The organism is Sphingobium xenophagum, from assembly GCF_031457465.1.
Taxonomy (GTDB): Bacteria; Pseudomonadota; Alphaproteobacteria; order Sphingomonadales; family Sphingomonadaceae; genus Sphingobium; species Sphingobium xenophagum_A.
In genome coordinates this window covers 22,567-37,054 of the sequence record NZ_JAVDWV010000023.1, presented here as the reverse complement: position 1 = coordinate 37,054, position 14,488 = coordinate 22,567, and the positions used below count along the sequence as shown (strand labels likewise).

Below are 14,488 nucleotides of genomic sequence, written 5' to 3'. Positions count from 1 at the left end.
AAGCAACGATCAGGGGGTCTTCTGTATCTCTGGTGCAAATTGAGGAGACACAGCGTTAGAGCCCAAGGCGACCAAAAGCATGGCGGACAGGCTGCAGGCGGGAATGACTGCCCAAAGGAAAAATTGGTAACTTTGCGTCAGGTCGTAAACGATGTTCGCCGCCATCGGTGCCAGGCCGTTGGCAAAGAGCAGAAAGCCGTTGATCGCGCCGAACAGCGTGCCGTAGCTGCGGAGGCCGAAATGGCGCGCGGCGAGGTAGGCGCAAGCGTCCAGTTCGGTGCCGACGGATAGGCCCAGGATGAGAAACCCCGCCATGGCCGCGCCCGGCGAACCAGGCATAGCGAGCAGAAGAGCAACGGAGAGTATCGGCGTCGCTACGCTGACTGCCGAAACCCTATGCGGGTTCAACCGATCAAGGAGATAGCCCCCGCCCAGTCGGCCAACCAGCGACCCTATGCCGATGAGACCGGCAATGGCGGGTGCCTGTGTCGCCAGGAGGCCCTGCGCCACAAGGATAGGAACGGCATTGGCCGTCAGGGCGCAGACCGCTAGCGCATAAAGGGTGACGCCTGCCGCCAATTTGATGAAAGCGGGCGAGGCAAATCCCTGTCTAAGGCTGGTGCCGAAGGCGGTGAGCGGCACGGCTCTGGCAGCAGTGCCTAAGGTCTTGCGCGCATCATCCGTGGCGCTGCGCAGGAACAGCCAGGCAAGCGGGAATATGACCGCCGCGTAGAGCAGCCCGACACCGACATAGGCCCCGCGCCATCCCTGCTGAACGATCAGAAAGCCGACCAGCGGCGGCGTGATCGCAGCGCACAGGCTGGCGCCGCATAGGGTTATGGCCAGCGCGATGCCCCGCCTTTCGACGAACAGGCTGGTGACTGCAGCCGTCCAGATGGTGGGAATGACCAGCATGTTGCACAGGCCAAGCACGACCCACAGCAAAGCCCACGAGAGTATATTGGATGTCGCGAATGACAATGCGCCAAGCGCGGCGCAGTAGAGCAAGATGCCCGCCAGACCGATCCGGCGTGGCCCCCATTGATCGACCGCCCGGCCGACCAGTGGGGCAGCAAACAGCCCAATGATCGCGATGATCAGCGGCCCGCTGGATATCTGCGATCGGGTCCAGCCAAATTCTTGTTCCAAAGGCACGATCATCACGCCCAGCGAATAGCTATGGGTCGCCGATAGTAATATGCCCGCAACGCAGGGGATCAGGACAGTCCCATGGCGATGCAGTTCACCTGCGCCAGAGGGTGATTTGGTGATCATGCCGATATCCCGGTCGGAAAAGTGAAGGCCAAAGCCAGGCGGCCATGGTTCGGGACAATCGGCGATCCGGCAATGATCGGGGAGGCACAGCCGCTTGACGGCGACAGGCCATATCAGGCGCGATGGCGGCGAAAGGCGCGTGGGGTCAGGCCTGTCCAACGCTTGAATGCGCGGCCAAAGCTGGTCTGTTCGGCATAGCCCAATCGGTCGGCGACTTCATCGATCGCCATGGGTGTCTGGCTTAGATAGATGCGGGCGAGTTGTTCGCGCTGCTCTTCGACCAGATCAGAGAAACGCAGGCCATGCGCGGCAAGGCGGCCTTGAAGGGTGCGGACTGAAAGACCTAACTGTTCGGCACATCGCTCCACCGAACAATTGCCCGCTGGCAATGCGCCACGGACGTAGCTGCGGGTGCGTTCACTCATATCCGCGCGGTTGAGTATCCGCAGGCGGGCGAGATAGCCACCAAGCAGCCGATAGACGAGGCGATTGGCGCTGGAAATAGGCAGGTCCAGCATGGCGGCAGAAAAAACGATGCTGTTACACTCGGCACGATGGCTGACCGGCGCACCGGTCAGGCTTTCGATCTGGAGCAAATCATGGGGGCTGGCGTCGATCGACAGCTGTACCCCGGCTGGCTGAAAACGCCCTGCGCTGACCACTCGAAGCAAGGTGAGGATCAGCATCATCGCCTGGTAGTTGGCCTGCACATTGAAACCGACATCGGCACGGACCGTCCAGCGCAGTTCAGCGGTCGGGCTTTGCTCCACAAGTTCCAGCTGTGCTTCGGGCGAGTGGGCGACGGGGAGATAGTTGATAAGGCACATGATGACCGAGCGCATGTCCGGCGCAGCGCGGCAGACGGCAGTGACACTGCCGAACACATCGGCATCCTGAGTCGCGGCGAGGTTCAGGCCAAAGATCGGATCGTCAAACTGGACGCTGCAATATTCAAACATGGCGGCAACCTGTTGACACGAGACATGCCCGTCAGGGTTGGCCAGCGCCCGTGGATCAAGGCCATGCTGCCGGAGGATGCGGTGCGGTGCTCCTCCCCTGCTGCGGATGAATTCGGAAAAGCCGCGCAGGTTGGCCGCACGCATGGAGCCGGCAGCGGGCACCGCTTCGAGCGGTCCCGCGAGGCCAAAGAAATAATCCTGGTCGTCCATGCCGATCCTCCAACCCGGACAGCGAAGCGGACATAGCTGCGCTGGTATAATCGGATTCATATCATATCGAAAGAGCTGCACCTAATGCCAATACAGCCAGCCGGTCCTGTGTCATTTTCTGAGCTAAGAACAGAGCAGAAGGAGAGGGTCATGGCCAAGGCAACAGCCGCAGAGCTGAAGCGCGATGCTGCGCAATTTGTCCGGTACGAAAAAGATCGGGCGCGCCGGATCGCGACCGTAACCTTCGATCGGCCGGACAAGGCGAATACGACAACGATCGGGATGCGGCTGCTGTTCGGCGAGATCGTCCACAAGGCGAATATCGATGATGATGTGAAGGTGCTGGTGATCCGTGGCGAGGGCCAGGATCTTGGATCGGGCGGTGACATCAACGAACATGGCGACATGTATCTGAACCCTGGCGAGGATGATAATTTCCTGCCCGACCTGGAGATTGACGACCCGGACGTGCGCTACCCACCGCCCGGTTCCTATCGCTTCCTTCACGGCCTGACCGACCATTATGCCAAGGGCTATGCCGGCAACCGGCCGTTGCAGGAATTCAAGAAGATCAGCATCGTGGAGGCCAAGGGCTATTGCTATGGCTGGCATTTCTACCAGTGCGCCGACGCCGACCTGATCGTGTCGTCCGACGATGCGCTGTTTGGCCATCCCTCCTTCCGCTACGCCGGATGGGGACCGCGCATGTGGCAATGGCTGGAAATGGTCGGCGTTCGTCGCTTTTCCGAGATGCTGTTCACTGGCCGCCCGTTCACCGCCACCGAAATGATGGACTGTAATTTCGTCAACAGCGTCGTTCCGCGCGGTCAGTTAGAGGCAGAAACCGACAAATATGCAGATGCATGCAGCCGCACCCGGCCAATAGACGTCGTCGTCGCCCAAAAGACCTTTATCGAAGCCTATAAGCAGTATCGCGGCGAATATATGGGCAGCCTGATGACGGGTTGGTTGGAAGGCATGTTACCGCTGATGAAGAATGATCATGCGGGCGATATCAACCTAGGTGCCGGCGGATTTGACCAGGGCATCGCCCATACCGTCAAGAATAATGACCTCCATTATCCCCCGGAATGGCGACTGAGCCGCGCCGGGCGCGCAAAACGATAAAGAAGAGAGGAGCCTGACCATGATCGAGACCCTCTTTGCGATCGACCAGGGCAATTATCGCGACTGCCAGCGCCTGTTTCGGGGCGAGCGGGAGCAGGAATATTATCTGGGTGACTATTGGATGGAGGAAGGCTCTGTCATCGACGTCAACGCCCGGCGCAAACCCGCCGGACCCAGCGCCGTCATCCTGTTGCGATCGGCTACCCGACTGTTCTTCCGCCGGACGCGGCAGCATGTGCGCGAAGATGGCACCGATCTGTCCGTTTTGTGGTTCGTCAAGCGCGGCCGATTGTTGCTGAGCAATCAGATGGGCAGCCGCAGCGCACAATGTGGCGACATGCTGATCACGCGATCGACATCGCCCTTCCTGATCGAATGCCAGCCGGATGTGCATGGCGTGCATGAGGTGCTGCATGTGACGGTGCCGACCCATATTCTGCGCGGTCTGATAGACTGCGATGCAAGTGCCGGGCTGTTGCTTTCGACCCAGCGGCCGGAACTGGGGATGGCTGAAGCTATATTGACTGCCCTTTTCCAGCGCGAAGGCGATCTGGGCGAAGAAACGACCCGCACGCTGGTTGAGGCGGCACTGGCAGTCATCGGCCAAGGACTGCGTGGCGACAGCAGCATCATGCCGCCCCGCCAATCAGTCGCGGAGAAGCGATTTGCCGACGTACAGCGTTTCGTCGAGGTGCATCTGTCCGACCCCAGTCTCTCGGCGGCGATGACCGCGCGGGGATGCGGCATTTCACCCCGCTATTTGACGACATTGCTGCAGCAGAATGGCACCAGCTTTTCCCAGCTGATTTGGGACCAGCGGCTGGAGCAGGCGCGCAAGTGGATGGCACGGGCGGACGCAGGCAGCATTTCGATCAGCGAAATCGCCTATGGTGTAGGGTTCAAGAGCCCTGCCCATTTCAGCCGCATGTTCAAGCGCACCTACAAGCGCAACCCAAGCGACTATCGGTTGGACGCCTGCGCGGCACGAGCGATCGCCGCGGCCCCCTGCCCCGTTCCATCCGGCGTCCTGCACTGAGCAAGAGGGAAAGTAAGACATGACCGTGCAAGGTGCTATCACCCAATCGCCCGTCGTCATCGGCAACGAAGCCTATGTGTCGCAATCCTACGCCGACGCGGAGGCCCAGAAATTATGGCCCAAAGTCTGGCAGGTCGCGTGCCGGGAAGAGGAAATTCCGCAAGTCGGCGATTTCGTCACCTACGATATCATGGACGATTCCATCATCGTCGTGCGCGCCGCACCTGACCGGATTGCCGCCTATTTCAACGTCTGTCGTCATCGTGGGCGGCAATTGACGGAAGGGTGCGGCCATGCCCGCAAGCTGGTGTGCAAATTCCATGCGTGGAGCTGGGATCTGGATGGCAATAATATCGGCGTGGTCCGCAAGGATGGCTGGGGCGATAGCCTGAAGGATGATGACCTGCGGCTGCGCGACGTGCGCGTCGACAGTTGGGGTGGATGGGTGTTCGTTTGCATGGACCCGGACGCGCCGTCGCTCGCGGACTATCTGGCACCCGCCGCAGCGACGCTCGATCCGTTCGAACTGGACAAGATGCGCTATCGCTGGCGGCAATGGCTGCATTTCCCGTGCAACTGGAAGGTCGCGATCGAGGCGTTCAACGAAGGCTATCATGTTGCAGGAACCCACCCGCAACTGACCAAATATTCGCCCAAGCCAACCTGGAGCGATGGGCGAGGCATACATGGCGTGTTCGGATCGCAATCGCGTGAGGGCACCGGAGGGGCCACGGCGGGCGCCGCGGGCGCTCCCGACATGCGGCGCGGGCTGGCTGACTCCCTCAACCAACTGTGGGAGGAAGTGAACGGCACGACCACCGAGACGATGGTGCGCGTCGCCAACCTACTGGTCGAGGAACTGCCCGAAGGCACGTCCCCGCAGGACGTTCAGATGCACCTGATGAAGCGGACGGTGGAGGAAGATGCCAAGCGCGGGGTGAACTGGCCAAGGATCGACCCGGCCCATTTCGCGGCGGCAGGCAATGTGTGGCATATTTTCCCCAACACCGTCGTCATCCATGGGCCAACCTTCGCCCTATGCTATCGCGCGCGGCCCGACGGGCGCGACCCCAATAGCTGTATCTTCGAAGTCTATACGCTGGAGCGTTTCCCCGAAGGACAGGAGCCAAAGCCGGAAAACCTGCACAAGCCCGACATAGACGAGGCCAGTTGGCGCAAAGTGTTGTGCCAGGATTTTTCCAACATGGGCGCGGTGCAGCGCGGCCTTCGTTCGCGTGGGTTCGACGGGTTGCGACCCAGTCCGGTCGAGGAGCGCGCCATCATCAATTTTCATCGCGTGCTGGCCGATTATCTGGGCACCGGCGCGCCGCAACCGATAGAATGAGGGAGCCATCATGGCCGATATGGAAATGACCAATGCCAGCGCTGTGTTGGACACGAGCGACGTCGATCAATGGGTCGGTAAGCCCGTTATCTTTGCCGAGATGTGGGATCCGTGCAATGCGACCGACATTCGCCGCTGGGTGCAGGCCATGGACTATCCCAACCCGGTACACTGGGATGAGAATTTTGCGCGCGCGTCACGCTTTGGCGGCATTGTCGCGCCGCAGAGTTTCACCGTGGCGATGGATTATGGCCATGGCTGTCATCCCGCCTGCGTGGGGAAAGTGCCTGGCACGCACCTGATCTTCGCGGGGGAAGAATGGTGGTTTTACGGAACCCCAGTCCGCCCTGGCGACAAACTGACCCAGAGCCGCCGTTTCGATGGCTATTCGATCACTGAAACGGGCTTTGCCGGGCCGACCATGTTCGCGCGCGGTGACACCATCCATCGCAACCAGCACGGCGCACTGGTTGCCAAGGAGCAGGCGACCGCGATCCGCTATCTCGTTGAGGAAGCGAATAAGCGTGGCGTCTATGGCAAGGAAAAGCGCAGCCCAAAGCGCTGGACCAAGGAGGATGTCGCCGAGATCCACCGGCTTCGACACGAATGGATAATGTCCAACCGCGAGGGCATATCACCCGCCTATGGCGACGTGAAGGTCGGCGATCGGCTGCCGCGCCGGGTGATCGGGCCGCATTCGGTCATATCCTTCGCCAATGAATGTCGTGCGCACCGCCAGAATATCTGGGGCACATGGCGTTGGAACGTGCCAGAAGGCGTGCATGATCCGGCGCGCGAGGATGCGGGGTTCGGCGCAGACATGAGCTACGACCATGACGCTCGCAAGATCGACCCGCGCATGGGGGACGGCCTCTATCATGGGCCGTCATCGGGCCATATCAATGCCGAGAAGGCCGAAAATGTCGGCATGGGCGGCGCCTATGGCTATGGCGCGTCGATGAATGCCTGGCATCTGGACACGGTCGCCTATTGGGCGGGCCTTGAAGGCTATGTCTGGCACAGCAAGACGCAGTTCCGCTCCCCCGCCTTTGAAGGCGATGTTACCTATGTCGATGGCGAGGTGGTGGAAAAGATCGACCGTTCCCCCTTCGGGATGCCGGTGGTCAAGATACGCACGGTGATGACGACGCAGGATGGCGATGAAATCCTCAAAGGCACCGCCCAGGTGGAGTTGCCCTATTGAGCACAGCACTTTCCTGCGTGCGCGGACTCCCGCTGAGCGACGAGCCGGGGCAAGGCGCGCATACGATTCCAGCCTATCTGGAAGAGGTGCGGTCGCGCTATGGATCACGCGACGCTGTCATTATGCGGACTGCGCATCAGCGGGTCTGCTGGAGCTATGACGAGCTGCATCGCCGCTCGGTTGCCGTCGCCAAGGCGCTGATTGCGGCTGGCATGGGCAAGGATGCGCGCATCGGTGTGCTGATGGCCAACCGGCCGGAATATCTGGCCTGCGTATTCGGCATCGCCATGGCAGGCGGCGTGACGGTAGCGCTCAGCACTTTTTCCACGCCCGACGAGCTGGCGCATCTGATCCGCGCGTCGGCGGTTGAAACGCTGTTTTTCGACACGCGCGTTTTGAAAAAGGACTTTGCGGCGATGCTGGCGCCGATCGATGACCTGCCGTTTCTGAACCATCTGGTGCAGCTCGACAGCGTGACCGATACAGCCCCGGCCGCAGGAAATTTTGAAAGCTGGGACGATTTTCTGGCCAGCGGCGCGCATGTCGCCGACAGCATCGTTACGGCGCGGGCGGCGAGTGTGACGCCGTGCGATATTGGCGGCATCTTCTTTTCATCGGGCACGACCAGCCTGCCCAAGGGCATCATACACAGCCAGCGCGCCTTCTGCATCCAATGGTGGCGATGGCCGCGCGTGTTTGCGATGCGCGAACCAGTGACCAGCTGGACCGGCAACGGCCTGTTCTGGTCTGGCAATATCAGCCTGGTGATCGGGACGGCCCTGTCCACGGGAGGGGCAGCCGTGCTGCAACCGGTGTTCGACGCGGGCGCGGCACTGGAGGTGATCGAGCAGGAGCAGGTCACATTCCTGACCGGGCGGCCGCACCAATGGGCACGGGTACAGGCGGCGGAAAACTGGGCCAGTGCAGACCTGTCCAGCCTGAAATATGTGACCAAGGGTGAGTTGATCGGCGAGCATCCCACAGTGCGGACCGACTGGACGACGCCGATGGCGTTCGGCACGACAGAAACGATGACGATCTGCACCGCCTTCGACGCGGAAACGTCAGAGGCCGATTATGCAGGCAGCGCCGGCGCGCCCTTGCCAGGCAACATCCTGAAGATCATCGATCCGGTGACGCGCGCAATCGTCCCGGTGGGTCAGCATGGCGAAATGTGCATTAAAGGCCCCACGCTGATGTCGGGCTATCTGGGCAAGGCGCCGGAGGATTGTTTCGATGAGGATGGCTATTATCGGACCGGCGACGGCGGGCGGGTCGATGCGCAAGGCCGCTTCTTCTGGGAAGGGCGGCTGACCGACATGATCAAAACCGGCGGGGCCAATGTCGCGCCGGAGGAGGTGGATGCGGCCATCGCCACCTATCCCGGCGTCAAGCGCAGCCAGACCGTGGGCGTGCCTGACAATCTGCTGGGTGAGATGGTCGTAGCCTGCATCGTGCCGATCGACGGTGCCGCCATCGTGGAAGACATGCTGATTGCGCATCTCAAGACTCAGATGGCAAGCTTCAAGGTGCCGCGGCGGGTGCTGCTGCTGGACGAGGCGGAATTTGCGCTGACCGGGAATGAGAAAGCCAAGGCCGCGGATATTCGCGCCGTGGCGGTGGCCAAACTCGCCAGCGTCTAAGGCGCGATTTCGATAATCTCGCCGTTGACGCGCAATGGATAAGTGCGGATCGGTGCTTTGGCGGGTGGATTCATGGCTCGACCGGTTTCCAGGTCGAAGCGGGCGCCATGGACCGGGCAGGCAATCCAGCCTGCGCGGATGCGACCGCAAGCAAGCGCCTCATCAGCGTGCGAGCAACGATTGGCGACAGCGAACAGGCGGCCATTGCTATGGCAGATCAGGACGCTTTGCCCCTCAAATTCCACGACTTTGACTGAGCCAGCGGGCACGTCAGCGACGTTGGCGACTGGGGTGTAGGTAAGAATGGTCATCCCCTTCTATCACCACAGCGCCGGGTCGGTCGCAATCAGCGGCAAGGGAGTGCGCGCACGGGTGCAAGTCGTCCTGCCGCGCCGGTCATTCCGGTTCCCAGCCGACGCCCCGATAACCGGCGGCGGAAAATTGTGCCAGGAGAGCCAGAGCCGTGAGCCAGGATTATTATCAGCACGCCTATGTGACCACCGACTGGCGGCGCGCCATGGCGGAGATCGGCGCGATCCAGGGCATTGGCCATTATATGGAAATGCCCGACGCGCAGTTCGACACCGGGCAAGACCGTCAGGCGGTGGCGCATTTCGCCCTCGCCAACCGCCATGGCTTGCAGTTCGAGATCATTCAGCCCGTCTCAGGCGATATCAGCGTCTACCGATGGGGGCTGCCCGATGCGGGCTATGCCACGCGCTTCCACCATCTGGGGCGGCATTTTTCTGATCGGGCCATCTTCGATGCCGAAGTCGCGGCCGCCAAGGCACGCTGGGCGATGCCGATCGCATGGGATACGATGGGCGGCACTTATGCCTATTTCGATGCGCGGGACGATCTGGGCCATTATCTGGAATATTATTGCTTTCCCGACGGGTCGCATCTCGACGCAGTGCCGAGCTTCTGATGGAGACGTTCGACCTGATCGTCGTGGGCTCCGGTGCGGCGGGTGCCATGGCGGCGCTGCGCGGCGCGGAGCTGGGCCTGTCGGTCCTGATCGTGGAGAAAGCACACAAGTTCGGCGGCACGTCGGCCACGTCGGGCGGCGTCATGTGGGTGCCGGACCATGGCCTGAATGGCGATGTGGGGGACAGTGCGGAAGACGCGCTGCGTTACCTGCATACGGTCATACAAGTGCCGGTGGATGAAGCGCGGCTGGCTGCCTATGTCGCGCAGGCGCCGGCGATGCTCCGATTCCTAAAAGACAGCGGCGTGCCTGTCGCGGCGGCAGCCTGGCCCGACTATTTCCCCGAAGCGCCGGGCGCACGAGCCGACCGATCGGTCATCTGCCCGACCTTCGACGGGCGTGAACTGGGCGACGAACGCTATCCGCTGATGCGGGAGCAATATAGCCGGTTCAAGCTGTTTCACCGCTATGCGATGGACCTGACGGAAACCTTTGCACTGATGATGCAGCATCGCGGCTGGCGCTTTACCGCTGCCAAGGTGATCGCGCGCTACTGGCTGGACATAGGCGCGCGGCGCGTGTCGGCGCGCGACCGGCGCTTTACCCAGGGGGCCGGTTTGATGGGGGCGCTGTACCGGCAAGTGTTCGCGCGCGGGGTGGAGTTGCAGTTGGAGACAGCGCTGGAGTCGTTGGCGGTGGATGCGGCGGGCGTGGTGACGGGCGTGAACGTGCGCCGGTTCGGCCAGAGTCGGACGATCGCCGCGCGCCATGGCGTGGTGCTGGCCGCCGGTGGCTTTGAATGGAATCAGGCGCTGCGTGACCGTTTCTATCCGGTGCCTGGCCTCACCCGGCACAGCTCGACCCCGGAGGATGCCAATCGCGGTGAGGCGCTGATCGCGGCGGAAACGGTCGGTGCGTCGGTCGCTCATGTCGACCAGGGCTGGTGGATACCGACCATGACCCTGCCTGCCCCCAAGGCATCTAATTTCCACGAAATCCATCAGGCCGCCTTCGATGTCGGGCGGCCATGGAGCGTGTGCGTCAACCGCAACGGCGTGCGCTTCGTCAACGAAGCGACCGGCTATGACCGGTTCGGGCAGGCCATGGTGGATGACCATTTGCGCACCGGGGCGAACATGCCGTGCTGGCTGATATTCGACGCAAAATTCCGCGCGAAGTTCAGCGCGGGCGGACTGATGCCGACAGTCCACACGCCAGATCGTCGCATTCCCGACCATTGGTGGGACCATTATGTGTTCCGTGCCGGATCGATTGCTGAACTGTCAGACAAAATTGGCGTGCCGAGACAGGCGCTAGAGCAAACCGTGAAGGCCATGAACGGCTATGCCTTCACCGGCGTCGATCCTGAATTTGGGCGCGGCGGCAATATCTATGATCGCTTCTTCGGCGACCCGACTGTCACGCCCAACCCCAATCTGGGGCCGATCGACACGGCGCCTTATTATGCAGTGCCGATCAACAATGGCGATCTGGGCACCAAAGGTGGTTTGCGCTGCGACGCGCAGGCGCGCGTGCTGGACGGCGCGGGGCAACCGATCGCGCATCTCTATGCCGCGGGCAATTGCGCGGCCAGTCCCTTTGGCGATTGCTATCCGGGCGCTGGCGGGACGATCGGCCCGGCACTCACTTTCGGCTTTGTTGCGGCCAATGACATTGCCGCACGGGCGCATAATCAAGGAAAGACAGAATGACGGAATCTCAGGTCGCGATCGTGACCGGCGCAGCGGGCGGCATTGGCGAGGCGATCGCCCGATGCCTCGTCGAACAGGGCGTAGCCGTGGTCGGCACCGGACGCACCATGGCGAAGTTGGAGGCATTGGCGGCGACATTGCCGCGTGGCGCGCGTTTCAGTGCCATCGCGGCCGACATGGCGGACGACTCGGCACCGCGCACTGTCGTCGATCATACGATCGCGACATTCGGCCGGATCGATTATCTCGTCAACAATGCTGGCGCTGGCGCATGGGCCGCCGTTCATGAAACGAGCGACGCGGTGCTCGACGAGGTGATAGACCTGTCGCTGCGCGCACCGTTCCGCCTGTGTCGCGAAGTATTGCCGCATATGGGCAAAGGATGCGCAATCGTCACGATCGGTTCGACCTTTGGCATTATGGGTGGCATGGATGGCGGCATTTATTGTGCCGTCAAGGCGGCGTTGACCGGTCTGACGCAGACGATGGCGGCGCAATATGGCGAACGCGGCATCCGTTCCAACATCGTTGCGCCGACGGTGGTGCGAACAGCCATGACCGACGCCGCATGGGACTATCCCGCGTTTCAGCGGATCAATCAGGGGCTGACCCCCTTTTACCGCGACTGCTTGCCCGATGATGTCGCGAACGCCGTGGCGTTCCTCTGTTCCGACAAGGCCGAGTTCATCAATGGCCAGGTGATCGCCGTGGATGGTGGCTGGTCGACGACGCGGATGATCAACAGCCGGTTCCTGCCTCAATAAGCGATTCTGCGGGCCACCAGATCGGCGAGTTCTGCCTCGTCGAGGCCCAGCAGGTCGCCATAGACATAGGCATTATGTTCGCCCAGCAGCGGGGCGCCCTTTTCGATGGGCGCTTCGTCGGGTGCCATGCGCCAGCCGGGACCGATAACCGGGCGCACATCTCCACGCGCGTCGGTGACAAGGCGATAGGCACCGAGCGACCAGAGCGCTTCACTGCCTATAAGGTCGAGCGAGGACTGGCTTTTATAGGCTGGTACGCTCGCCATCAAAAGCGCCTCGGAAAGCGTATCGGCGTCATGTGTGATAGTAATCGCGGCGATGGCTGCATCCAGTTCGGCGCTGTGGTCGACCCGACTAGCATGATCGGCAAACTGGGCGTCCTGCCCCAGCGCGGACGCGCGAAGCGTTTTGACCAGCGCCGTCCATTCATCATCGTTTGCCACGGCGATACTGATCCATTGGCCATCGATGCAGGGATAGCAGCCATGCGGGGCCATGTCGGCATGGGCGTTGGCCTGCGCACGCGGCAGGTCGCCGGTCAGGCCATAGGCGAACAGGCTGTCGCCGATCATGGTCGAGAGGGTTTCGACCGCCGACAGGTCGATAAATTGCCCCTCCCCCGTCGTTTCGCGATGGTGGAGCGCGGCGACGATGGCCAGCGCCGCCGATGCGCCGACGGTGGAATCGCCATAGCGGATGTTTATGCCCGCGGGGGTTTCGCCATCATGGCCGACCAGCGCATTGAGACCGCCCAGCGCCGCGAAACAGGGCGCATAGCCGGTCTGATAGCCAAGCGGACCGTCCGTGCCGTACATTTTGATCGAAAGCTGGATGATGCCCGGGCGAATGGCGCGCACCGCATCATAGGATAGGCCGGATCGTTCCATGGCACCTGGGCGCAAATTGTCGATCAGCACATCCGACATAGCAATCATGCGGCGAAGATAGGCCATGCCTTCGTCCGACTTCATATCGACCTGAACGCTCAGCACTTGCTGGTTGATGCTGCGAAAATAGGGCGCGCTGTCGATGTCTACACCGCCATAGGCGCGCATTTCATCGAGATTGGCGCGGCTTTCCACCTTGATGACTTCCGCGCCGAGAAAAGCGAGCAGCTTGCCTGTATAGGGACCAGCCCAGACCTTGGTGATTTCCAGCACGCGGATGCCCGCCAGCGGACCGGTGCGGTTCATGCCGCTTCCCCCTGATGCGCGCCGGGTGCAGGCGCATGGGCGTGGATACGAACAGGGGATGCGCTCATGCGGTAGGGGGCGGTCGGATAGGCGATGCCGTCCAGCGACTGGAAATAGCCGCGATAGGCATATTGGCGATGGTTGGCGATATCGGCAGCGGTGTTGACCTGCACCAATGGGACGCCCGCCCGCTGCGCAGCGTCCGACACAGCGTCTTTTGGCTGATGGACGATCCATAAGCGAAAATGGTCGCGAAATTCGGCCACGCGATCGGGCGTGCAATGATATTCCAACCAGTCGTCGGGAAAGGCCGTTGCCCAGTCGGGATCGCCCATCAACGCGCACAGACCGCGCCAATGCGCGCGCGTCGTCATCAACAGATAGACATGGCCGTCGGCGCAGGCGAAGGCTGCGCCCGGACCGCCCATATCATAGCGGGTGCGTTCGGGACCGGGGTCCGCATCGCCCGCGAGCATCCGCCCCAGCACGGCGTCAGCCCGCGAAAGCTGGACGGCCACTTCGCTGATGTCGATGGCCTGCCCCTTGCCCGTCCGGCGCCTAGCGAACAGCGAGGCTGCGACGCACAGTGCCGCTTCGATCCCTGCCTCATAATCGCTCATGAAACGGCCAGCGCCTTGCAACGGTGGTTTGTCCGCAGGGGTTTCGCTGGGGGTGTGCCAGGCCCAGCCGCCTGCATTCATGACGTTGATCGGGCGGGCAATCTGCCAATGTGATGGGGCAGCCTGACCGAAGGGGGTGATGGCGCAGTGAACCAGATCGGGCAGGCTGCCATGGGCCAGGCTATGGGCGGCAGCCCAGTCTGGCCTATGATCGTCGATCAGCGCATCCGCACGCGCCAGCAGGCGGTCGAGCAAGGCGCGGTCGTCGGCCCGGTCGAGGTCGAGCAGTACCGATTTCTTGTTGCTGTTGAGATAGCGGAAGAGCGTGCTTTGGCCCTCATGGAACGGCCCCATGGCGCGGGTCGGCGCGCCGCCAGGGCGTTCGACCTTGATCACCTCCGCCCCGAAATCTGCGAGCAGGCGCACGGCATATTCGCCGCAGACCCGCTCCGCCGTTTCGATGATCACCAT

At 62.0% G+C, this 14,488-nt stretch carries 13 protein-coding genes; 8 read left to right on the top strand and 5 right to left on the bottom strand.

The features are described from left to right. Positions 1-9: 9 nt before the first annotated feature. Together J2W40_RS18625 and J2W40_RS18620 are read right to left on the bottom strand one after the other, a co-directional pair. On the bottom strand, positions 10-1,275 hold the full coding sequence (locus J2W40_RS18625) for an MFS transporter (RefSeq protein ID WP_310227464.1): 1,266 nt from the start codon (positions 1,273-1,275) through the stop codon (positions 10-12). Between the two features lie 113 nt (positions 1,276-1,388). Further along, positions 1,389-2,444 (bottom strand): helix-turn-helix transcriptional regulator, encoded by a 1,056-nt coding sequence (locus J2W40_RS18620; RefSeq protein WP_310227462.1) that lies wholly within the window; start codon positions 2,442-2,444, stop codon positions 1,389-1,391. 150 nt (positions 2,445-2,594) lie between these two features. Here J2W40_RS18620 and J2W40_RS18615 point away from each other — a divergent pair, with 150 nt between their 5' ends. From J2W40_RS18615 to J2W40_RS18595, 5 genes are read left to right on the top strand one after another with little or no spacing between them, the layout of a single operon-like run. Then, positions 2,595-3,572, top strand: coding sequence for an enoyl-CoA hydratase/isomerase family protein (locus J2W40_RS18615; protein WP_310227461.1), 978 nt, complete (start codon positions 2,595-2,597; stop codon positions 3,570-3,572). A gap of 19 nt (positions 3,573-3,591) precedes the next feature. Further along, positions 3,592-4,608 (top strand): AraC family transcriptional regulator, encoded by a 1,017-nt coding sequence (locus tag J2W40_RS18610; protein WP_310227460.1) that lies wholly within the window; start codon positions 3,592-3,594, stop codon positions 4,606-4,608. Positions 4,609-4,627: 19 nt separating this feature from the next. After that, positions 4,628-5,953: an aromatic ring-hydroxylating oxygenase subunit alpha gene (locus J2W40_RS18605; RefSeq protein WP_310227459.1), complete on the top strand. Its 1,326-nt coding sequence runs from the start codon at positions 4,628-4,630 to the stop codon at positions 5,951-5,953. A 10-nt stretch (positions 5,954-5,963) separates the two neighbouring features. Further along, positions 5,964-7,157, top strand: a complete 1,194-nt coding sequence (locus J2W40_RS18600) for an FAS1-like dehydratase domain-containing protein (protein WP_310227458.1) — start codon at positions 5,964-5,966, stop codon at positions 7,155-7,157. Beyond that, on the top strand, positions 7,154-8,800 hold the full coding sequence (locus tag J2W40_RS18595; protein WP_310227457.1) for a class I adenylate-forming enzyme family protein: 1,647 nt from the start codon (positions 7,154-7,156) through the stop codon (positions 8,798-8,800). The genes J2W40_RS18600 and J2W40_RS18595 overlap by 4 nt, the downstream gene beginning before the upstream one ends. Here J2W40_RS18595 and J2W40_RS18590 read toward each other — a convergent pair. Next, the gene (locus J2W40_RS18590) at positions 8,797-9,111 is read right to left on the bottom strand and encodes a Rieske (2Fe-2S) protein (protein WP_310227455.1); all 315 of its coding nucleotides are present in this window, start codon (positions 9,109-9,111) and stop codon (positions 8,797-8,799) included. The genes J2W40_RS18595 and J2W40_RS18590 overlap by 4 nt on opposite strands. Before the next feature lie 152 nt (positions 9,112-9,263). Here J2W40_RS18590 and J2W40_RS18585 point away from each other — a divergent pair, with 152 nt between their 5' ends. From J2W40_RS18585 to J2W40_RS18575, 3 genes are read left to right on the top strand one after another with little or no spacing between them, the layout of a single operon-like run. Next, positions 9,264-9,728, top strand: coding sequence for a VOC family protein (locus tag J2W40_RS18585; protein WP_310227454.1), 465 nt, complete (start codon positions 9,264-9,266; stop codon positions 9,726-9,728). After that, on the top strand, positions 9,728-11,440 hold the full coding sequence (locus J2W40_RS18580; RefSeq protein ID WP_310227453.1) for an FAD-dependent oxidoreductase: 1,713 nt from the start codon (positions 9,728-9,730) through the stop codon (positions 11,438-11,440). The genes J2W40_RS18585 and J2W40_RS18580 overlap by 1 nt, the downstream gene beginning before the upstream one ends. Then, the gene (locus J2W40_RS18575) at positions 11,437-12,204 is read left to right on the top strand and encodes an SDR family NAD(P)-dependent oxidoreductase (RefSeq protein WP_310227452.1); all 768 of its coding nucleotides are present in this window, start codon (positions 11,437-11,439) and stop codon (positions 12,202-12,204) included. Before J2W40_RS18580 ends, J2W40_RS18575 begins: the two co-directional genes overlap by 4 nt. On the opposite strand, the gene J2W40_RS18570 is transcribed toward J2W40_RS18575, so the two are convergent. Both J2W40_RS18570 and J2W40_RS18565 read right to left on the bottom strand, forming a co-directional pair. Beyond that, complete coding sequence (locus J2W40_RS18570) at positions 12,198-13,397, bottom strand: CaiB/BaiF CoA transferase family protein (RefSeq protein ID WP_310227450.1); 1,200 nt, start codon at positions 13,395-13,397, stop codon at positions 12,198-12,200. The two genes, J2W40_RS18575 and J2W40_RS18570, sit on opposite strands and share 7 nt — an antisense overlap. Next, positions 13,394-14,488, bottom strand: coding sequence for a CaiB/BaiF CoA transferase family protein (locus tag J2W40_RS18565; protein ID WP_310227449.1), 1,095 nt, complete (start codon positions 14,486-14,488; stop codon positions 13,394-13,396). The genes J2W40_RS18570 and J2W40_RS18565 overlap by 4 nt, the downstream gene beginning before the upstream one ends.

Coding starts and splice junctions, on each gene's coding strand:
- J2W40_RS18625 (WP_310227464.1), bottom strand. CDS start 1,275: ATGATCACCAAATCACCCTCTGGCGCAGGTGAACTGCATCGCCATGGG.
- J2W40_RS18620 (WP_310227462.1), bottom strand. CDS start 2,444: ATGGACGACCAGGATTATTTCTTTGGCCTCGCGGGACCGCTCGAAGCG.
- J2W40_RS18615 (WP_310227461.1), top strand. CDS start 2,595: ATGGCCAAGGCAACAGCCGCAGAGCTGAAGCGCGATGCTGCGCAATTT.
- J2W40_RS18610 (WP_310227460.1), top strand. CDS start 3,592: ATGATCGAGACCCTCTTTGCGATCGACCAGGGCAATTATCGCGACTGC.
- J2W40_RS18605 (WP_310227459.1), top strand. CDS start 4,628: ATGACCGTGCAAGGTGCTATCACCCAATCGCCCGTCGTCATCGGCAAC.
- J2W40_RS18600 (WP_310227458.1), top strand. CDS start 5,964: ATGGCCGATATGGAAATGACCAATGCCAGCGCTGTGTTGGACACGAGC.
- J2W40_RS18590 (WP_310227455.1), bottom strand. CDS start 9,111: ATGACCATTCTTACCTACACCCCAGTCGCCAACGTCGCTGACGTGCCC.
- J2W40_RS18580 (WP_310227453.1), top strand. CDS start 9,728: ATGGAGACGTTCGACCTGATCGTCGTGGGCTCCGGTGCGGCGGGTGCC.
- J2W40_RS18575 (WP_310227452.1), top strand. CDS start 11,437: ATGACGGAATCTCAGGTCGCGATCGTGACCGGCGCAGCGGGCGGCATT.
- J2W40_RS18570 (WP_310227450.1), bottom strand. CDS start 13,397: ATGAACCGCACCGGTCCGCTGGCGGGCATCCGCGTGCTGGAAATCACC.
- J2W40_RS18565 (WP_310227449.1), bottom strand. CDS start 14,488: ATGGTGATCATCGAAACGGCGGAGCGGGTCTGCGGCGAATATGCCGTG.